Genomic DNA, 20,325 nt, shown 5'->3' with positions numbered 1-20,325 from the left:
GAACGGTCAGCGCGTGCTGCTCGTGGATTCCGACCTGCGCCGCCCGAGCCTGCACAAATTGTTGAACGTTTCCAATTCCTCCGGCCTGACGAGTTATCTGCTGCGGCAGAGCACGCTCGAACAGGTGGTGCAAACCACGGGCATTCCGACCCTGGACTTCCTGCCGAGCGGCAAATTGCCGAGCAGCTCGCTGGGCATCCTGAATTCCACGCAAATGAAGGACTTTATTCAGGAGGCCAAACGGCGCTATGATTTCGTCTTTTTCGATTCGCCGCCGATCATGGGCGTAAGCGACGCGTCGGTTCTCGCGAGCGAAGTGGATCTGGCTGTGCTGGTGATCCAGTACCGCAAGTACCCGCAGGCGATGACACTCCGAGCCAAACAAATGGTTGAAAAGGTGGGTGGCAATCTGCTCGGTGTGGTGCTGAACAACATCAACATCTCGCAGGATTCGTACTATTACTACTACAGCGGTTACTATTACGATTATTACGCCAAGCGCGAGGAAGACGCACCGGCCAAGAAGAACGGCGAAAAGAAAAAGCCCGCGGGCGACCGTGCCCAGCTTGACCTGAAGCAAAAATATTGATTGTCGTTCGGGGCCGCCCTGTTAAGGATTTTCCGCGATGAATTCGTCAATTAGAATCGGCGTTCAGTGTCTTTATTCGGCGCTTGCGTCCCTCGTGTTCGCCCTGTGCGCCGGGTGCGGAACTCCTCAATACACGTTTCCCGAAGCTCAATCCACCAACGCTGCGCCAGCAACCGGGAGTGTGCCGGTTTCAGTCTCGACGAACACCGTGTCAACGAACTCGGTCGCATCGTCCACCCAAACTGCAGACTGGATCCAACCCGGCGTCAAGCTGACGATCATTTTTTCCGGCATTCCCTCGCCCCCGCCGAAGCATGAGGAAAAGGTGCGCGAGGACGGGTATATCAGCCCTCCGCTTTTGGGGCGCGTGCTGGCCGCCGGAAAAACTGTCGGAAAACTGCAGGAGGATTTACAGAGTCTTTACGTTCCGGCTTATTTTACGCGTGCGTTGACGGTGACAGTCTTGATCGAAGAGCGATGGTTTTATGTCGGGGGCGAGGTCAAGAACGCCAACCGATATATTTACAGCGGCGAGGTGACGGTAATGAAGGCCATCCAGGCGGCCGGTGATTTCACCCCGTTTGCCAATCGTAAAAAGGTCAAGGTCATTCGCACCAACGGAAAAACGGAAACAGTGAATTACGACAAGGCGCTCAAGAACCCAAAACTCGACCTGCCAGTCTATCCAGGTGATCAGGTGATCGTTCCGATCCGCATCCTTTAATGGTCCAGTTCGAAGTGCTTTCCGGCAAACAGGCGGGCACCATCGCGGTGGCCCGCCATTTTCCTTTTGTCGTTGGTCGCGACACTTCATCGGACCTCAGGTTGGAAGAAGGAGGCGTGTGGGACCGGCATCTGGAACTGGATTTGCAGATGCCCGACGGATTTGCCTTGAAGGTTCATTCGCAGGCGCGGGCCGCCGTCAATGATCAATCGGTTCAACAGGCCATTTTGCGGAATGGCGACGTCATCGGGATTGGCGCCGTAAAGATCCGGTTCTGGCTGGGTGAAACCCGCCAATTGGGTTTGTGGATGCGCGAGTTCCTCACTTGGGCAGCGTTGGTTGTGTTGTGCGCCGGACAGATCGCCTTGATCTATCGGCTCCTTCCATGAAGCGGCGAGGGTCCCGTTGCAGGCTGATCCGTTCTGAAAGAATCCTTGACCCGGTGTGAATTCACGCTAAATAAACTGCGTCCCCTTCAGGCACACCACTGATAAGAGGGCGAAAAAAACCTGGCCGATTATCAAATCTATGAAAATGAAACTTTTTTGGAATTCGGGCGCGAGCCTGTTGGGGCTGTGCTGCGCGGTTGCAATTTCGGCGCAAGCGGCCCCCAAAAAGCTCCTTGTTGTTACCGTCACCAAGGGTTTTCGACATAGTTCCATCCCGACGGCGGAAAAGGTCCTGGGTGAACTCGGCCAGAAGAGCGGCGCCTTTACGGTGGACTATGTCCGCAACGACCAGGACATGGCCGAAAAGATGACGCCCACGGCCCTCAAGCAGTATGACGGCGCCATTTTTGCCAACACCACGGGTGACCTGCCTTTGCCGGACAAACAGGCGTTTATTGACTGGGTAAAATCCGGCAAGGCATTCGTGGCCATGCACTCCGGGAGCGACACGTTCCACAGTTTTCCACCCTACGTGGAAATGCTCGGCGGTGAGTTCAAGGAACACCACGCCCAGGTCCGGGTCAATTGCATCAACCAGGACCGAAAACATCCCGCGACCCGTGATCTCGGCGCGACGTTCACCGTTTTTGACGAGATTTACATCCAAAAAAACTTTCACCGTGATCAGGTCCACGGACTCCTGGCGTTGGATGCGCACCCGAATGATAAGACGCCGGGCGATTACCCGATCTCCTGGTGCAAAATGTTTGGCAAGGGACGGGTCTTCTACACTGAGCTGGGCCACCGCGAAGATGTCTGGGACCCCGGTTGGGCGGATAAGAATGGCAAACGCGAGAACACGCGCGAGGTCAGCGAAGCTTATCAAAAGCACATCCTTGGCGGCATCAAGTGGGCACTCGGCCTGGAAAAGGGTGATGCGAAGCCACAAACGAAGTAGAACTCAGCGTACGCTCTCATCGGCATTGTTGCAGGCGAAATCCGGGACCATGAGAACCATCACGCTGACGATACTCGCCCTGCTCGGAGTCGGGTTGATCGGCCATGCTGATGACGCGGGGTTCCGTCCGTTGTTCAATGGCAGGGACCTTGCCGGGTGGAAACTTCGCCGCCCGGATGGGCCTCAGAGCTGGAGCGTCCATGACGGCCTGTTGGTCAACACTGTCAGTCGTGGCGAGCATGGAACTGATCTCGTCACCGAAGACATGTTCTGGAACTTCACCGTTCGCTACGAATACAGAATACCGAAAGGCGCCAACAGCGGCTTTTACATGCGCGGCCGGCATGAAATCCAGATCCTTGACGATCATGCCACCGGCAAACCGGCGCCCGGTGGAAACGGCGCCATCTACAACTTCAAAGCGCCCGACCGATTTGTATCCAAACCGGCCGGAGAATGGAACACCGTCGAGGCGACGATCGTAGGCGACAAGATTACCGTTATTCTGAACGGTGTGAAGATTCATGACGCCGTCGCCTGCGATCGTGCCACTGGCAGTGAGATTGACGACAGAGTGAACGAACCCGGACCGATTTTTCTCCAGGGCGATCATGGTTCGGTCACCTTTCGCAATATTCGCATCAAAGAACTGCCCAAAAACCTCAAATGACCCGACAGTCAGTGCCCCGCGATCATCGCTGGCTTTATTGATTAGTTTTGTGTTTCGCGAAGGCGCCGTTTAAAAATGGTCGTATGAACAGCAACGAAACTGCCGAACTGAACCGTCGTGATTTTCTCAAAGGCGGCTCTTTTGCAACCTTGATGACCGTGCTCGGGGGCGTGGAGCTGATCGGCCGCTCTCCGGCTCACGCCGCCGATGTCGAAACGCTCGTGCCGTTCCAGGTCAAATGCGGCGTGATCGGTCTGGGAACCTGGGGCCGCGAAATCATCGCGACATTGTCACGGTTGAAAACGGCCCAGGTCGCTGCGATTTGCGACACGTACCCGGCCTCCGTCAAACGCGCCAGAAACTCCGCGCCTACCGCGAAAGACTTCGATGATTACAGGAAAATGCTGGAGGACAAGGAGGTCCAGGCGGTCATCGTCGCCACTCCGACCCACCAGCACCGTGAAATCGCCATCGCTGCGTTGCAGGCGGGAAAGCACGTCTATTGTGAAGCGCCGCTGGCGAACAACATTGAGGACGCCAGGGCAATCGCGCTTGCGGGCAAAGCCGCAAACAAGCAGGTTTTTCAGGCGGGCCTTCAGATGCGCGCGGACTCGCAGCGGCGATTCCTCCTGGATTTCATCCGCGCGGGTGCGTCCGGCAAGGCGGTCATGGCCCACGCGCAATGGCACAAGAAGCAAAGCTGGCGAATGACTTCGCCCAACCCTGACCGGGAACGCGAGTTGAACTGGCGGTTGAGCAAGGACACCTCACTCGGGTTGGTGGGAGAAATCGGCATTCATCAGATTGACGCGATGTCGTGGTTCCTGAACGGGCGCCCGACTTCCGTCACCGGCTTCGGTTCGATCATGCAATGGAAGGACGGGCGCGACGTGGCGGACACCGTCGAAGCCGTCTTCGAGTATCCCGGGGGCGCGCGCCTCACGTTCGAGAGTACGCTGGCCAATTCCTTTGATGCGGATTACGAAATCCTTTACGGAACCGACGCTGCCATCATGATGCGCGGCAACAAGGCGTGGATGTTCAAAGAAGTGGATTCACCGCTGCTCGGCTGGGAAGTGTACGCCCGCAAGGACCAGTTCTACAAAGAGACTGGCATCGCGTTGATCGCAAACGCCACGAAGCTGACGAACCTGACGGAAAAGGCCACCGATGAGGCTTCTTACACCACCAAACCGCTTTATTACGCGCTCGAATCCTTCCTCACAAACGTGAATGCCGTCGGCTCGGCCGTGGAGGACTTTACCGCCAACTTTGGCACGGGCGACAAATCGGCGCTCGAAAAATATCTTTCGGAAGTCAAATTACAGCCGACGGCGAATTATCAGGAAGGCTTCGAGGCCACGGTCCTGGCGATCAAGGCCAGTGAAGCCGTCGCCAAGGGGAGCAAGCTGGCGTTGCCGAAGGAATGGTTTGAATTGGCTTGAACGGGATCGAGTCAAAATGCCGCATGGCGGGGTGGCGAACGTAAACCGGAAAAAGTCTCATGAAAACGATCTGTCTTCTGTTTGTCGGAGTGCTTGCCTGGCACGGCGCCTCATTGCGTGGCGCGGACAACTGGGTTCGGTATACCGCTCAACCTGGCGGCGGCAAGGTGAAGGTGGAGGGCACCTCCACCGTGCATGACTGGTCGGTGGAGAGCAAATTGATCGGCGGCTTTGTCGAATTCGACCCGGGCTTCAGTTTTGACAATGCCAGGCCGGGCAAGGTGAACGCCCGGGTTGCCGTGCTCATTCCCGTGCGCCAGTTGAAAAGCGACAAGACGAAGATGGACACGGTCATGTACGATGCGATGAAGGAAAAAGACCATCGTCGAATTGACTATCGCCTCACGGAAATGACACTCAAAGAGACGCCGAAGAGTCCCGAGGGGCCTTTTCTGTTTGATTCAACGGGTGAACTTGTCGTCGCCGGCGTCACCAACAAGATCTCCATGCCCGTGACCATGACCCGCGTGGATGACGATAAACTCAAATTCAGCGGCTCCACTTCGGTGAAGATGACCAGCTTTGGCATCCAGCCACCCACGCTCGTCGGCATTCTGTCCACTGGCGATGACGTCAAACTCACCTTCGAGTGGCTGACCGTTAGGAAGGAACTGCCCGCGAAATAGGGCTGGTGGCGCAGGCGCGCCCGGCTACCGGATTTTTTCCTGATCCTTCGGAAGGGCGCCGGACTGCGACAAACCGCCGCGCGCCTCCAAAAATGTCTTCAACTCTGACGCCGCCTTTCCGCCAAAACCCGACACCCGTGCAATCTCCTCCACCGAAGCCAGCCGCAACCGGTGCACCGAGCCGAATTCTTTGAGCAACGCCGCCTTGCGTTGCCCGCCGATGCCGGGGAATTCGTCGAGGATGCTCTCCGAAATTTTCTTCAGACGCAGTTGCGCGTTGTAGGTGTTGGCAAAGCGATGTGATTCATCGCGCACGCGCTGCAACAGTTTCAACGCGCCCGTGTCATGATTTAAACGCAAAGGTTCGCTTTCGCCGGGCCGGTAAATCTCCTCAAACTCCTTCGCCAGACCGATGACCGCGATGTTCCCCAGGCCGAGCCTGGCCAGTTCCTCGCACGCCGCGTTGAGCTGTCCTTTGCCGCCATCGATCAGAATCAGGTCGGGCACATTCGACCATTTACCGGACTGTCCATCTCCGGCTTCGTTCTTCAACCGCGTGTAACGGCGGCGCACCGTTTCCGCCATGCAGGCGAAGTCGTCCTGTCCGACGACCGTCTTCATTCTGAACCGGCGATAATTTGCGCGGTCGGGCCGGCCGTTTCTGAAACTGACCATCGAGGCGACTGCGAACGTGTCGCTGATGTTCGAGATGTCGAACCCCTCGATGCGCTTTGGCGGCGAAGGCAGATTCAAAGCTTTTCCCAGCTCGGTCAGGTCGCGCTCCGGTTCGATGGCAATCGGCAGTTTGTAGGGAATGCGCTCGAACTTTTCGGTCTTTTTGGTCGTGCGCCGCAGGTCCAGCAGCATGTCGCGCAACTGCGCGGCCTTTTCGAAGTCCTGCGCCTCGGCGGCTTTTTTCATTTCTACCTCGATCTGGTCTTGCATCTCCCTGCCCTGGCCGTCGAGAAATTCGCACGCGGCCAGCACCTGCAGCAGATACTGGTCGCGCGCCACATTGCCGATGCACGGCGCGGTGCAAACCTTCAAGTGCGCATAGAGGCAATGCTTGTAGTCGGCCTCAGTTGGCGTCAAAGGACGGCAGCCGCGCAGGTTGAATTTGTGGCGGACAAGGTTGAGAGTGCGCCGCAATGCGCCCGAACTGGCGAACGGACCGAAGTAACGCGCGCCATCGTCCGTCTTGAGGCGCGTCAGTGTGAAGCGTGGGATCGGGTCATTGAGGTTGACCTTGAGCAGCAGGAACCGTTTGTCGTCGCGGAAGCTGACGTTGTAACGCGGATGAAATTCCTTGATGAGCTTGCCTTCGAGCAACACCGCCTCCGGCTCGCTGCGGACGACGTGCGTGTCGAGATCGTGGATCGCCTCGACCAGCGCGTTGAACTTCAGGTCCCAGCCCATCCGCCGTGACGGATGGAAATACTGGTTCACGCGCTTGCGCAAATCGCGCGCCTTGCCGACGTAAATCACCGTCCCAAACCGGTCCTTCATCAGGTAAACGCCCGGCTTGTGGGGTAGATCGTTCAGTTTTTTGCGAATGTGTTCCGTCGCGGGCACGGCGGAATTTCAACGCAAAGGCGCAAAGGCGCAAAGAGATTTTCCTGAATCAGCTTCTAGCCCGTCTCTGTGTTGGTTAGGTACCATCTTTCTTTCTGAAACGGACGGGTCTGACTCCAATCCAAATCAATGTCTTCTTTTCTGGAAAACGCTGCTGAAGCATGGATCGAAAAACCTTCCAATCCTTTGAACCAAACCCGGCCGGTGCGATTTGGAACGCCTGCCCATCGTTGAACTTAATTAAAAGCGTGCCTCGCCCGTATGGACTCCATGCTTCAAGTTGTCGCCACTCAAAATCTCCTGATCGGGGAAATATTGCTCGGATCTTAATCGTTTCGTCGTCCCATGTAATTTCTCGCGGTGTAAAAATGGCGGTTACAAAAATGCCGAAAAGTGTGCCTCCGAGTGTTGCCAACGCGAGGATGTTACCGACTCGAACTTCGTTACCTTGGAGATACGCAACAACACCTGAAGAAACCGCGATAAATGCGAAAAACCAAAGGAAGGTCTTGACGAAGGCCAGCAGATAATTCGGCGTTAGGGTCATACGATGCCCAACTCCGGCTTTTCCATAAACGCGTAGCAAATCAAATGGCAGATGCCCATGTGCGCGTCTTCCACACGGCCATAATGCGTGTCGTTGATGACGATGGTTTGGTCGGCCAGTTCCGCGAGCCGGCCGCGCTTGCCGCCCACGAGCGCGACGGTGTGCAGCCCATTTTTCTTCGCCCACTCGACCGCTTTTACGATGTTCGGCGAACTCCCGCTCACGCTCATGGTCATCACCAGGTCACCCGCCATGCCGTAGTTCATCAGTTGCCGAACGAAGACATCCTCGTAGGCGTAGTCATTGCCCAACGCGGTAATCCAGCTCACGTTGTCATTGAGCGACAGGACACGAAAGCGTTTGCCGAGTTTGTCGGACGATCCTTTGCCGAGGTCGGTGGCAAAGTGCGAGGCGTTGGCCGCGCTGCCGCCATTGCCGAAAACAAAGATTTGCCGGTCGTCTTTGAGCGCCTGTTCAAACGTTTCGACGAGCTTCGCGACCGCGTCCACCGGAATGGAATCGTGCGCGGCTTTTTGGGCCTTCAGGTAGTTGGAAATCCAATCTTTCATCCGTGGCAATTATCCAGCCGAAAGGTGCAGCCGCAAGCTTTAGCTTGCGCGGTGTGGACACTCCGTCGCGTTTGAGCGGCCAAGAGAAGCGAGTGTCCGATGAGGACTCCGGGCCTACCGTTTTCGTCCGCTTTTGTAGGCCGCGTGCCCTCACGCGGCGGTAGTGCCAACCCTCCCCCTCGTCAGCGTGGCCAAACAGTCGCGGTTAATCCGATCGTCTGGCGAGTTCCAAAGCGCCCACCGGTACTGCGTCTTCCCCCAGCTTTGCCAGATGAACCTTTGGGCCGGGCGCGAATACTTCCATGGTGAATGCGGCGAGAGCGCTTTCAACCGATGCGCGCAGCCGCTCGCCGACTTGCGAAAGCCCGCCGCCAAGCACGATGACTTCCGGATGAAACAAATGCACGACGTGCGACAGACCGAAGGCGAGGTCTTCCGAGGTCTCGTTCAAGATGCGTTTGGCGGCTGCGTCACCTTGCTGCAATGCGGACGAGAGATGCCTGGCTTCGCCGCCGGTCGAGTTGCCGATGAGTTTGACCAGCAGGCTGTCCGGTGCGGTCGTTTTGAGCTGGCGGATTTTGGCGTCCACGGCCCAGCCGGAGCACCGTTGTTCGACGATGGTTCCCTCGCGATCCAGGCGAACATGGCCGATTTCCGCTTCGCCCGGTTTCGCGCCATGATAAACTTTTCCGTTCACGACCAGCCCTCCGCCGACACCGCTGCCGAGCGTGACGTAAAAAACCGGGTTGAAGCCCGCGCCCGCGCCGTGGAGTGCTTCGCCGAGCGTCCCAGTGTTCGCGTCGTTTTCCACGCACACCGGCAGTCCGGTCAGCGAGTGCAGCCAATCGCCGAGCTCGAAATCGGCCCAGCCTTCGATCTGGTGCGAGCGACAAATCCGGCCGGCTTTCCAATCCACCGGCCCGCCGAAACCGACGCCGACGGCCGACGGTCTGGCGGTGGGAATCAATCCGGGCAGTGTGGCCTCGATTTGCTCGCGAATACCCGCGCTCCCTTTGACCCGATCCACAGCAAGACGACGTCGCTGGACGATCCTCGCGGATGCATCGCCGACGACGATCTGCAGTTTCGTGCCGCCGATTTCAATACCCAAAAAAGACTTCAGAAGTACTCCGGTTCGTTGCCCGGCTTCCACTTGATGTTGCAGCCGATGCTGGGTTTCTGTTTTGAGGGAACGGGTTTGCTGGCGAGCACGGCATCGAGCGCGTCTCGCAAGTCCTTTCCGGTTGCCGGAATGCCGTTGCCGGGACGGCTGTCGTCGAACTGGCCGCGGTAAACCAGCTCCTGATCCTTGTCGAAAACGAAGATGTCGGGCGTGCAGGCGGCGCGGTACGCCCGGGCCACGGTCTGGGCCGCGTCGAAGAGATAAGGAAACGTGTAGCCAATCTCCCGCACTTCCGCGGCCATCTTCGCCGGGCTGTCATCGGGATAGTTGACCGCGTCATTGGAATTGATGCCGACAACTGCTGCGCCCCGTTTCCGGTATTCGTCGGCGAGGTCCGCCAGTTCATGCCGGATGTGTTTCACGTAGGGGCAATGATTGCACATGAAAATCACCAGTAACGCGGGCGCGTCTTTCAGGTCGGCCAATGAAACGAGTTTTCCGTTCGTGTCCGGCAGCAGGAAGTCTGGCGCAGGTGTGCCAAGTGCCAACATGGTGGAAGCAGTCTTTGCCGTGCGCCAGATTTCAAACACCACCCGCCGAACTGTCGAGCCTCGAGTGCGCTACGGCTCGAACACGCGCACGCGGTAAAACTTGAAAGGCGAGTTGGTGATGGTGTCGCCGACGGATGCGGTGAAATTCGTCAGCGAAAAGAAAGGACGATTGGACGGAACATCCAGAGGTTGCCACGCAATCGGCGCGGTGAGACCCGGCGTCCACTCGACTTGAAATCCGCGGTTCGCGAGTTGTGGAAATGAGATTTCCACCGTGTCACCGGACTGTCGCACGTTGATTTTCCACGCGTCGCCTCCGGCAAGAGGATCTGTGCCGGTGAGGTATTCCAGCAGATTCTTTGCGCCGTCGGTGTCGGGGTCGGCGTCCGCCGCTGCGTTCGGGGCGTTGGTGGAACCAAAATGCGCAGTCTGCCAGTCGGCAAAACTCTGATAATTCGGCAGATCGTTCGTGATCCACCCGCTCAACAGGCCGATCGCATTCGTATCGAGCACCGTGCTGTCCAGCGGTGGCATCTGACCCGGTCCGCGTTTGGAAATGCGCGTCAGCATCATGGAATGCGGCGACGACCCGGGAGCAACCACGCGATTATTTGCGTCGCCGCCGTCGTTGTTCAGAATTCCATTGATGATGCCCGCCTGCGACAATGGCGTGGAAATGCGCGCGTCCCACGCCGCGACGGACGGCCCGCCCGGTTGATGGCATTGGGCGCAGTTGGCGGTGAGGTAGGAGTGGATGCGGTATTCCACACTGTAAGCGGTGTTCGTCGGGTGCGCGAGGACGCGAAGTGTGTTCACGTTCGTGGCCGGAGTTGTGAAATAGCCGACTCGGCTCAGCGCTTCGATCTGGTTTTCGGGTCCGCCTCCGTAATCGAAATCTTTGTTCAACTGGGCGGTGTTAAAGCCAAGCGCCATGCCGCCGACCGAAGTGTGGCAGGTCAGGCATTCCGACCGGCTTGGGTAATGCCAGACCTGCGTGCGCAGCGTGCCGCCGTCGCTGATTGTGAATGCTTCGTCCAAACCCGCCTCCGGCACGAGTGTGGCGTTGGTCGGTGAATCCCAGCGGTAGGTGACGCCATAAACACCGTTCGTGTTGCGCACGATGAAACGGGTCTCCAGGCGTTTGCGCGATTCCGGCACGCCGTTGGTCAGCTCAAGCTCGAAATGTTTGATCCAAACCGAGCCGGTGGGAAACGACCAGTTGCTGTCGGGATTGAATCCGATGGTCCGATTCGTGTTGGGCACGGAAAACCAGCGCGTTTTGATCGCGTTGTCGGACCAGAACGGGACATTGATGTCATAGGGCACGATGCCGGCGCTGGGGGTGAGTGTGGTCAAATCGCTGAACGCGCCGGTGTCGGCGAGAGTCGGCGGCAGCGGTGCGCCCGTCGATGTCGTGTTGTAAACGAGCCGTCCGATCGTGTTGTTGCCAAGTTGCGCAATCAGCACATCGCCGTTACTCGGATCCGTGCCAAGCGCCGACGGGCTCGAGGCCCCGGTAATTCGCTGAAACGGCACGGTGTTGGTCCCGTCGTATCGTAACGCCCAGACGTTGCCGCTGCCGTTGTCACTGAAGACATAGGCGCCGTACAGTTGTGAAATGCGGCTGCCGCGATACACGACGCCGCCGATGACCGCGTTGCCCTGGTAGCTTGTGTTGCCGCTATGAGGATATTCCTGGATCGGAGCGATCAAACCCGCGGGAGGATTCGCGAGAATGGTGGGCTGGCTTGGGTACAGTGAAGCGGCGGGGTGAAGTCCCTCGTAATAGGCCCACCCGTAATTGCCGCCTTTGGTGATCACGTCCACCTCTTCGTAGAGGTCCTGACCCACATCGCCCACGTAGAGGAACCCTGTCGTCCTGTCGAATGACATCCGCCAAGGATTGCGAAAACCAATCGCGTAAAACTCGGTGCGGATGTTCGCGGGGTCGATGGTCTGACCGTTGAAATTGGTCAGGCCGACGTAAGGATTGTCCGCGGGAACGAAGTAATTGGTGGTATTGGCAGGATGGGGATTCGGAAGGAGATTCCCGGGCCGTTTGTCCACGTCAATGCGCAGGATCGCGGAAAAATAATTCTTCGTGAGCATCTGGCTGTTTCGGCTGCCATTGTATTGCGCGCCTTCGTCACCCAACGACGCGTAAAGGTATCCATCCGGGCCAAAGTGCATATCGCCACCGTTGTGATTGCCGGCGCTGTCAATCTGGCTGATCAACGGAAGCTCTGTGCCCGCCGAGGCTGTGTTGGCGTCGGGAGGGGAAGTTTGGAACCGGGCGATGCGTTGATAGCGGCTGCCGCTGATGTTGCGGGTGTAGAAAACATAAAAATAACCGTTGGTCGCGAAGCCCGGATGGAACGCCAACCCAAGCAGACCGGACTCGCTGTCCGACATGACCGGCAGGCTCATGAACACGGTCCGCGTGGGAGCGGCCAGGTTTGTGATCACGACGATGTTCCCGCCTTGCTCGAGGATGAAAAGACGGTTGGTTTCATCCGGGGGCGACGTAATGCAAACCGGCACACTCAGGCTCAAGCCGGGAAACGCATTGGAAACAGTGTATCCGAACTGTGGCGGTGACGCCGGCATTTGCAGCGTAGTGTTCGGATTTCGTTGATTCAATCCCGACGGCTGAGCCTGAATCATTGCCGCCGGACTCAACGCGAGGGAAATGGCGATACCGAGGGATTTCAATCGGGTTGAGCTCATGACGCCCGAAAGGTGCCGAAATCGGCGTGTCATGTCAAAGGAGTTGCGTTCGCTGAAAGTGAAAATGTGCTGTCGCCGTCCGGGAGACTTTCGAGGCCAAACGCGATAAGATGTTAATCGTGTTGGCTCGCAAGGACGCAGGGTTGTCACCTGTTCTCCTGGTTCCAATCCATCGCCGCCAGTTCGGTCCGCGTGTAGCGGCGCAAGCTGCGATCTTTGAGCGGATCGAGGTCTTTTACAGCCGGGAGCGGTTCCACAGCGCCCTCGCTCGCCAATCCCCTGTGGACTTTGAAACGCAACTCAACTAAACCATTCCTCGTGCGTGACCTCAACGCTGTCCATCAATTCGAACCAGAGGCAAAATGTATTGCGGAGGAGGAGCACGGTCGGCGACGTGGATTGAGTGATGGGTTGTCCGGATGAAAGAGAAGCGGAGACGGCAAAAAACGGGGCGAGCCCCAGGTCTTCAACGGGCAACTCAGGGTGCCGGCCGGATTGCCGTTGGCGCAGGAGCGGGTGCCGTGTCTTCTCGTCCGCCCAGCTATTGGATGCGATTCAATTCGCTGCTTGCAAGACCAGTCAATGGCGCTTCACTGGCCGCTTTCCGCATTGCGGTCGGTGTAGTGATGACCTTGGAGGCGATTTCACTGTGTTTCCCGTCGGCGAGTACTTTCGGTAAGACTCCGTTGGAGGTTTTTTATACCGGGCCGAACGTCAAATTCACCTTTCCGTACGAGGGATTTCAATGGCTTCCCATGTTGCCGGCTCAGTGGATTCACGTGATCGTCGCGCTTCAGGTTGTCGCGGGCATGGCGATGGCGGCGGGTCTGTGGTACCGCGCCTCCGCAGTAATGGTCTTTCTCGCATGGGCATACCTATACGTGGTGGAGTCGACCAGAACGTACTGGATGAGCCACCATTATCTCGAATTGCTCACCACGTTTCTAATGATCTGGATGCCTGCGGCGCGAAGGTATAGCATGGACGCCCGGCTCGCCAAGGGTCCAATACCTCCCAAGACAGTTCCTTATTGGGCGCTCCTGCTGTTGCGCGGACAGTTGGTGGTTTCTTACTTCTATGCCGGTGTCGCCAAGGTGAACGCAGACTGGCTGTTGGATGGGGAGCCCGTGCGGTATTTCCTTTCGAAGGCGCGGGCGATTTCTGACTACGGCTCATCCCTGTCCCCCGCGCACTTGGAGTTCTTGAAGCGTGTTTTGCGCAGCAATGAGTGTGTTTATTTCATCAGTTATGCCGGGGCAGTTTTCGATTTAAGCGTCGGGTTTCTCCTACTGTTCCGGCGGACCAGAATCTTTGGTTTCGTGCTGATGTTGATTTTTCATGCGACAAACCATTTCATCATCTTCGATGACATCGGCTTTTTCCCGCTGTTGGGCGCTACGACCGCATTGATCTTTCTGGACGCGGACTGGCCGGAGCGCTTCTGGCGTTGGTTGCGGCGTCCACGGCTCGCGAAGCCGGATTGGCCCTGGTTTGCTGTGGGGGGCATCCTGTTCCCGCTTGTGGGTGTGTCACTCGGCTGGAAGTTGAGGCCCTCCGTGCAGCCGGCCGAGGCGAATGAATCCTTTCGTCTCGCGCGCCGGGTCGCACCGCTGGTCGTCGTCTGGCTCGTCTGGCAGGGGCTGATGCCCCTCCGTCATTATTTGATACGAGGTGACGGGCGGTTCACTTGGGAGGGTCTGGGGTTCAGCTGGCGGTTGAAAGCGGAGGTATATCGATCAGGACCTTGCGAGCTGTCGGTGGAAGACAACAGTGTCATTTCGCGTGACGCGGGAGGCCGCTGGCGCATCGACTGGAATGAGTGGCACGGAGACAGGGTGATTTATCGCACGGTTACACCCGACGGGATCGACTGGTCGCGGCTTCCGGAAATTGTAGCCCTCTCGGAAGTGACCATCGGGCAACGCCTGATTTACAACCCGTTTGCCGCCTCCAGTCCTCGCCGCGCCGGAACCGAGGAGGAATCTATGGAAGAGGTCAGGCGGATCTGGCGTGAATTATTCGGCCGGCAGCCGGACGCGATTTATCGCGCCGTCTCTCCCTCGCAGATTCTGGGCGCCTATTCGAAAGCCTTGCGGTCCCGGGGATACGATTTGCCGACTGGTGGCGACGTTCTTGCCGCGATCAAAGAATTCTACGGGCGCGACGGCCAGGCCCAGATGATTTCTGTCTTCAGACGAATGAACCCGTTCGGGATGGAAACAGGTGCAACCTCCGCGGCACCGTTCCTGGTGATTGAGGATGCCCGCTTGTTCAAAAAGACTTCCGGTCAACTTTGGCAAATAAACCCCGCAGCCTGGGTGAACGGCACTTATACGCGCGGTGAAAAAGATCGTTCCTACGTCAACGTAGGAGGGGAACCACTGGTGCTTTACACAAGAAGTGTCGGTCTGGAAGCCAAAACCATCCTCCCGAGAGCCAGTATCCTTGATTCGCAAGACCGACCGGATCGCTCTCCCTATATCTCGTGGAACTATCTGACCGAGTTGACGACCTCCCAGGGCATGCACATCAGCATGCAGCCATTCCTGCTCAGGCGATATGCGCGACATGTAGCCGAACTCTGGAAAGCGGAATACGGACGCTGGCCAGCGGTGCATGCATTGACGGTGGTATCGCTGAACGGCCGACCGTTTCAGGAGCTCGTAGATCCGAGCGCCGACCTTGCTGCAGTGTCAAAATCGTGGTTTGGCCACAACCAATGGATCAGGAATCTTCAAACTCCACGGATTCCCGGGGGCGCCATTTCGACTGTAAATCATGAAACGAAACCTGTGCGCTGAAGCGGTTGCCTTCCTCCGAATTCGAACCGGGGAGAAGTTGGATGCGATTCCTTCGGAGAGTCGATCGAGGCATTCGGTCGTGTTGGTTGGAATGGATCATGGACTTCGAGCCGGGGCACGACCCAATCCGAAACGATGCGGGTGACGGAGCGAACCAGCCAAAGAGGCCTCGGTTCGATCAGATACGTTTCCGGCATGTGGCCTGTTAAATTGAGTGGTGGCAACGCTCCCGAGGCAAGACGCCTGTCCCTCGTCAGTTTCCTGGACGGCCAAAGGAAGCATCTCAATTCTCTTCTCCAGCCGGAAAACTCGTGCTTGCCCGCCGTTTACACGCATTTCCGTCCGGGCACCATAGACTCATTCTATAAACTGGCACGACTGCGCATTGGCAAATCGCCGCCAAAGATCAATCATTGAGGCGCCAGTCGTCGATAGACTTCGGAGAGAAGCCGCAACCGCCGGGTAAAAAACATTGAGGTTATCCGATTTTTTTGTTGCCAAATTTACCAGGATGTTCCTTAATTGCGGCGTTCCCAGCCCTGAACGGCCTGACAATTCGTTATGAGAATGCAGTTTTCATAGATTTCACCACGAAAACTTCGGGGCAAGACCAAACACACTCAGAGGACATCGTATGCGCAAACATCTATTCAAAAACATCGCTGCCGGGCTGTTGCTGGCTGCTTCCGCTCATGCCGCCACGGCGACTTTTGATTTAAACACCGACCCGACAGGAGGTGGACAGTTTTTTTTCACCGGTACCGCGATTTGGCAGGCGTCAGGCGGTGTGACCAACAGCGGCTACATCAAGCTTACTGATAGCACAGGCCAAACGGCTGCAGTGCTGTTTCCGGACTTCGATGGCGGCTTGGTCGTCAAAGCCTTCACTTTCGAATGTATGATCAAGTGCGGCGACTGGTATGGCAATTCACCGGCCGATGGTTTCAGTGTCAACTACGCGCGGGGTTTTGACCCGATTATTGCGATGGTGGAATCAGGCCAGGATCCGGGTCGAGGGGCTACTACTGATGGCTGGGCAGGCAGCCAGGACAATGGCGCGGCCGAAATTGACTTGCCCGAGGAAGGAACGCAAACGGGCATTGGCATCGGGTTCGACACGTGGGGGACTGGTAGCGCACCCGTCGGAGGAAGTAATGGCCCGAACGACGTTCGAGGCATCAGCGTGCGCGTGGACGGGACGCAGCAGACGCAGGTCGCCATGCCGGACGTATTGTTCCAGGACGGCGACGCACACGACTACGCAAATGACGCCACCACACTCATCACCGGCCCGTTCTCGAACGGCGGCGATACAAATGCGGGTGCCGCCACCGTTACCATTAATGGTGTGGTCCTGCCGGCTTACGGAAATCCTGACAATGGCGATGGCACGACCGCGCCTCCAGCGCTGGGCAAGAGGCTGAACTGGGTTCCGCTCAAGGTCTCGGTGGATGAAACCGGCCTATTGAATGTGTTCTGGAAAAACGTAAACATCGTGAGCAATTTGCAAACGACTTTTGGTCCGGGGCCGGGTCGCATCATCTTTGGCGCGAGCACCGGTGGGGCAATGGAATTCGCTGGCATAGATAACATCCAGATCACGACAGTTCCTTCGGACAAGGCGCTGGTCAGCAGCGTATTGCCCCTGTCTACTGCTGATGGTTTCAGAGTTATCGCCAACGATTCCGGACAGAGTACCGTGGACATCAACGCGCCGATTTCTCTTAAACTGGACGGCAATTCGGTGACCCCTACCTCGGTAACGAAGAGTAACTCCGTAACAACCCTTCTTTATCAGTTGCCAACCGGGCAAGTGCTCCCCTCGGCCTCGGTACACTCGGTTGATGTCTCGTTCACGGATAATTTTGGGATTGCGGTCGGCGCGACAAATCGAAGCTTTACAGTCCCGACGTATAAGACAGTGCCGACTACATACGCCGTAACCGGGGTTGATACGACGAAGCCAGGATTCAAGGTCAGGCCTTATCAGACTGCGCTGGGACAGCCCAACACCCTGATCTGGACGGAAGAACAATTGTTCGGCTCGCTCGGGGCGAACACGGCGAACCTGACGCAGATTCTGGACGGCCAAGCGATTGACTCCAGCGGATATTACACCATTACGAATCCGGTCAACTGGAATCAAGTAGAACTATCTGCGTTGAATGGCAATTTCACTGACAACAACGGCTATCCAGAGATAGAGGTTCCAGGCGCGCCGCCAGCGAGTCCTGCTAGTTTAGCGGCTGATTACAACAACCTGTCGGAGGAAGTGGTCACCTTTTTGCACTTCCCGGCGGCTGGTCTTTACAAGATGGGTGTCAACAGTGATGACGGATTCAAAGTCACCACCGGACTCAATCCAAAGGATACGTTTTCCGCGCTGGATCTGGGCGATTTTAACGCCGGTCGCGGCTCATCGGACACGCTTTTCAATTTCTTCATCCAGCAGGCGGGAGATTATCCTTTCCGTCTGATCTGGGAGAACGGCGGTGGTGGCGCCAATTGCGAATGGTTCACGGTCAATCCGGACGGGAGCAAGGTGTTGATCAACGACCCTGCTGGGACGAATTCCACCATCAAGGCCTACTACAGTGGCCCGGCCCTGGCGGCCTACGTTTCAGTTAATCCCCAGCCCAACGATGCTGCTGTGACTCCTGATACTGCAGTGGTCGCGAAGGTGACCGATGGGACCACGCAGGTGACCTCGGCGACATTAAGCTTGAACGGCGGCGCACCGGTGACGGGCGCGAAATCCGGCGGCGTGACCACCGCGACCATCCCGGCAAACCCGTTCTTGGCGCCGAGTTCAACCAACACCGCGACGCTGGTGTGGACGGCGGGGGGAGTGACGACAACGAACACCTGGACATTTGTGGTGGTGCCGTACGTCACGTTGCCGGCGAATTTGGCGAGCCCAATTGGGTCAGGTGATACCACCAAACCCGGATTCACCGTGAGCGCTTATCAGGTGAACAACGCCAACGGCGACACGGAGAACAACAATGTGGGCGCGGAAGCAGAGCTTGCCGGCTTGTATGGTCCGAACGTTGCCACGCTGAGCGCGGCCGGTGGCACGGGCTGGCTGAGCAACAACGTGTTTGCGGTGAGCACTTGGATCAACTGGGACCGCGGTGCCAATGACGGCAGCGGTGGTGAGGACGGCAACTTCCGAGCCCCTGACTTTCCGGAGGATCCGGTACCGGGTATCACGGGTGGCGTCGGTGGTGCGACTTTCGAAGCCGTGGCTGAAGGCGTCCAGACCTATGTCGAATTCCCGACGGCGGGCTTTTACCGCATGGGCGTCAACAGTGATGACAACTTCGCCATTACCGTGGCCGAAGGACCTCCCCCTCCGGCCATCAGCATCAGTGGACCAACCAATACGGCGCTCGCGGGCGTCGCCATGTATTTGCGTCCTGGCGTGGATGGCGGCGGCAGAATTAATTGGGGAGTGCAAGCAGCCGCGCCGATAACCGCGCCGATCGTTTATCTGACGCCTGGTGGAATCAATGATCCGGGTCCGTATCCCGACGTGACTGGCAAGATCGCCCTATTGGATCGCGGCGGTACCAACTTGGTTGGTAACAGCACGGGCGGCAAGGTGAAGAATGCGCAGGATCGTGGCGCTGTCGCAGTCTTGATCGACACTCCGACAGACACCGGATATTCCGGTTACGCGGGTGCCACCCGGACGGATGTTACCATTCCGTCCTTCATCATACCGAACCCGACGGCGGCCGGTTTGCTCAAGTCGTATCTGACCAACGGCACGGCGGTGACGGGCACCATTCGGGGTGATCCGGCGGTCTCTGTTGGCGGGTTTGACAACGGTCGTGGCGCCACAGATACGATCGTAAACTTCCAGGTGCCACAAGCAGGCCTGTATCCGATGCGACTGCTGTTCCATCAGGGCGGCGGTGGGATGAATTGCGAATGGTTCTCCCTGAAGGCCGACGGCTCGCGAGTGCTGGTCAACGACACGGCGAACGGTGGACTGAAGGCTTATCGGGCGCGGACGTTCACGCCGGCGCCGCAGTTCAACGCGACGACGATCTCCGGCAGCACCGTGACCATTTCATGGACGGGCACGGGCACGTTGCAACAGGCAACCGCGCTGACGGGCAACCCGAGCGACTGGACGGACGTGAGTCCGCAGCCCGGCGGCAACAGCTACCAGATCACTGGAGCCACCAGCGGCAACAAATTCTTCCGGCTGAGGTAGAGACAGACAGAATATTCGACAGCAGGGGACCGGACGAAAGTCCGGTCTCTTTTTTTCTGAACACATATCCTATACTGACGTCCACCGTCTGGTTGGATCAAGTTCGCGCCATTTCAGACGACTGGAACCCACGTTCGAAGATCGCGAACCCTCCACGAGTGCTGCTTAAATTCTGAAGAGGCAAGCAAGGTCTTGAAACCGGGTGCTTGCCATCATGTTTGGCCTTCTTTATACGCTGGATGCGACGTTGAATTTGCCTGCTAACGAATGCCGCCCATCTCGACAAGGATGAAACTCGACACCAGACTTGCCAGCATCGCCGCCGTTGGTTGCCTCGTTCTTACGAGCGGGCTGGCCTTTCCCGCCGAACGGGAATCAGGAAGCGGGTTTGGAAGCGTACCCATGCAGGTCGCTGCGAATGGCCGGACGGGTTTCACGCAATTGTCCCCGGTGGACACTGGGATTTTCTTCACGAACCAGTTGACAGCCGAGCGCTACCTTACCAACCAGATTTACCTGAACGGCTCGGGGGTGGCGGCGGGTGATGTGGACGGGGATGGCAGGTGTGATCTGTTCTTCTGCCATCTGGGCGGTCCGAGCGCACTTTATCGCAATCTGGGCAACTGGAAGTTTGAGGACGTCACGGAAAAGGCCGGTGTGGGTTGCGCGGGCCTTGACGCAACCGGAGCAACATTTGCGGACATCGACGGGGACGGCGACCTGGATTTGATCGTCAACTCGGTGGGCGG

General features: G+C 57.6%; 16 protein-coding genes. 10 read left to right on the top strand and 6 right to left on the bottom strand.

Going from position 1 to position 20,325, the window contains the following annotated elements:
• The 7 genes from VN887_18405 to VN887_18375 form a co-directional block, all read left to right on the top strand.
• A partial coding sequence (locus VN887_18405; protein HXT41987.1) for a CpsD/CapB family tyrosine-protein kinase occupies positions 1-589 on the top strand: 589 nt, incomplete at its 5' end.
• A 37-nt stretch (positions 590-626) separates the two neighbouring features.
• Complete coding sequence (locus VN887_18400; protein ID HXT41986.1) at positions 627-1,313, top strand: polysaccharide biosynthesis/export family protein; 687 nt, start codon at positions 627-629, stop codon at positions 1,311-1,313.
• On the top strand, positions 1,313-1,702 hold the full coding sequence (locus VN887_18395; protein HXT41985.1) for an FHA domain-containing protein: 390 nt from the start codon (positions 1,313-1,315) through the stop codon (positions 1,700-1,702). Before VN887_18400 ends, VN887_18395 begins: the two co-directional genes overlap by 1 nt.
• A 145-nt stretch (positions 1,703-1,847) precedes the next feature.
• On the top strand, positions 1,848-2,660 hold the full coding sequence (locus VN887_18390; protein ID HXT41984.1) for a ThuA domain-containing protein: 813 nt from the start codon (positions 1,848-1,850) through the stop codon (positions 2,658-2,660).
• 49 nt (positions 2,661-2,709) lie between these two features.
• Entirely contained in the window at positions 2,710-3,330 is a 621-nt protein-coding gene (locus tag VN887_18385) for a DUF1080 domain-containing protein (protein HXT41983.1), read from the top strand.
• A gap of 83 nt (positions 3,331-3,413) precedes the next feature.
• The gene (locus VN887_18380) at positions 3,414-4,775 is read left to right on the top strand and encodes a Gfo/Idh/MocA family oxidoreductase (GenBank protein ID HXT41982.1); all 1,362 of its coding nucleotides are present in this window, start codon (positions 3,414-3,416) and stop codon (positions 4,773-4,775) included.
• Between the two features lie 59 nt (positions 4,776-4,834).
• Positions 4,835-5,461, top strand: coding sequence for a YceI family protein (locus tag VN887_18375; protein ID HXT41981.1), 627 nt, complete (start codon positions 4,835-4,837; stop codon positions 5,459-5,461).
• Between the two features lie 24 nt (positions 5,462-5,485).
• On the opposite strand, the gene VN887_18370 is transcribed toward VN887_18375, so the two are convergent.
• The 6 genes from VN887_18370 to VN887_18345 all read right to left on the bottom strand — a co-directional run bounded on the left by VN887_18370 (position 5,486) and on the right by VN887_18345 (position 12,550).
• Entirely contained in the window at positions 5,486-7,033 is a 1,548-nt protein-coding gene (locus VN887_18370) for an excinuclease ABC subunit UvrC (GenBank protein ID HXT41980.1), read from the bottom strand.
• 76 nt (positions 7,034-7,109) lie between these two features.
• Positions 7,110-7,580: a hypothetical protein gene (locus tag VN887_18365; GenBank protein HXT41979.1), complete on the bottom strand. Its 471-nt coding sequence runs from the start codon at positions 7,578-7,580 to the stop codon at positions 7,110-7,112.
• Entirely contained in the window at positions 7,577-8,149 is a 573-nt protein-coding gene (locus VN887_18360) for an SIS domain-containing protein (GenBank protein ID HXT41978.1), read from the bottom strand. The genes VN887_18365 and VN887_18360 overlap by 4 nt, the downstream gene beginning before the upstream one ends.
• Positions 8,150-8,354: 205 nt before the next feature.
• A complete protein-coding gene (locus VN887_18355) occupies positions 8,355-9,260 on the bottom strand; it encodes an ROK family protein (GenBank protein HXT41977.1) in 906 nt (301 codons plus the stop codon).
• Positions 9,261-9,268: 8 nt separating this feature from the next.
• Positions 9,269-9,823 (bottom strand): thioredoxin family protein, encoded by a 555-nt coding sequence (locus VN887_18350; GenBank protein HXT41976.1) that lies wholly within the window; start codon positions 9,821-9,823, stop codon positions 9,269-9,271.
• 69 nt (positions 9,824-9,892) lie between these two features.
• Entirely contained in the window at positions 9,893-12,550 is a 2,658-nt protein-coding gene (locus VN887_18345) for a PQQ-dependent sugar dehydrogenase (GenBank protein HXT41975.1), read from the bottom strand.
• 419 nt (positions 12,551-12,969) lie between these two features.
• On the opposite strand from VN887_18345, the gene VN887_18340 reads away from it, so the two are divergent.
• The 3 genes from VN887_18340 to VN887_18330 form a co-directional block, all read left to right on the top strand.
• Complete coding sequence (locus VN887_18340) at positions 12,970-15,351, top strand: HTTM domain-containing protein (protein HXT41974.1); 2,382 nt, start codon at positions 12,970-12,972, stop codon at positions 15,349-15,351.
• 634 nt (positions 15,352-15,985) lie between these two features.
• Positions 15,986-19,576, top strand: a complete 3,591-nt coding sequence (locus tag VN887_18335) for a PA domain-containing protein (GenBank protein HXT41973.1) — start codon at positions 15,986-15,988, stop codon at positions 19,574-19,576.
• A 288-nt stretch (positions 19,577-19,864) separates the two neighbouring features.
• On the top strand, positions 19,865-20,325 hold a 461-nt coding region (locus VN887_18330), incomplete at its 3' end, for an FG-GAP-like repeat-containing protein (protein HXT41972.1).

This window comes from Candidatus Angelobacter sp. (assembly GCA_035607015.1).
Classification (GTDB): domain Bacteria; phylum Verrucomicrobiota; class Verrucomicrobiia; order Limisphaerales; family AV2; genus AV2.
The sequence above is the reverse complement of the archived record's forward strand: the minus strand, read 5'-3'. Positions and strand labels throughout refer to the sequence as shown.

Coding starts and splice junctions, on each gene's coding strand:
- VN887_18345 (HXT41975.1), bottom strand. CDS start 12,550: ATGAGCTCAACCCGATTGAAATCCCTCGGTATCGCCATTTCCCTCGCG.
- VN887_18340 (HXT41974.1), top strand. CDS start 12,970: ATGAAAGAGAAGCGGAGACGGCAAAAAACGGGGCGAGCCCCAGGTCTT.
- VN887_18375 (HXT41981.1), top strand. CDS start 4,835: ATGAAAACGATCTGTCTTCTGTTTGTCGGAGTGCTTGCCTGGCACGGC.
- VN887_18390 (HXT41984.1), top strand. CDS start 1,848: ATGAAACTTTTTTGGAATTCGGGCGCGAGCCTGTTGGGGCTGTGCTGC.
- VN887_18395 (HXT41985.1), top strand. CDS start 1,313: ATGGTCCAGTTCGAAGTGCTTTCCGGCAAACAGGCGGGCACCATCGCG.
- VN887_18350 (HXT41976.1), bottom strand. CDS start 9,823: ATGTTGGCACTTGGCACACCTGCGCCAGACTTCCTGCTGCCGGACACG.
- VN887_18380 (HXT41982.1), top strand. CDS start 3,414: ATGAACAGCAACGAAACTGCCGAACTGAACCGTCGTGATTTTCTCAAA.
- VN887_18335 (HXT41973.1), top strand. CDS start 15,986: ATGCGCAAACATCTATTCAAAAACATCGCTGCCGGGCTGTTGCTGGCT.
- VN887_18400 (HXT41986.1), top strand. CDS start 627: ATGAATTCGTCAATTAGAATCGGCGTTCAGTGTCTTTATTCGGCGCTT.
- VN887_18385 (HXT41983.1), top strand. CDS start 2,710: ATGAGAACCATCACGCTGACGATACTCGCCCTGCTCGGAGTCGGGTTG.
- VN887_18360 (HXT41978.1), bottom strand. CDS start 8,149: ATGAAAGATTGGATTTCCAACTACCTGAAGGCCCAAAAAGCCGCGCAC.
- VN887_18365 (HXT41979.1), bottom strand. CDS start 7,580: ATGACCCTAACGCCGAATTATCTGCTGGCCTTCGTCAAGACCTTCCTT.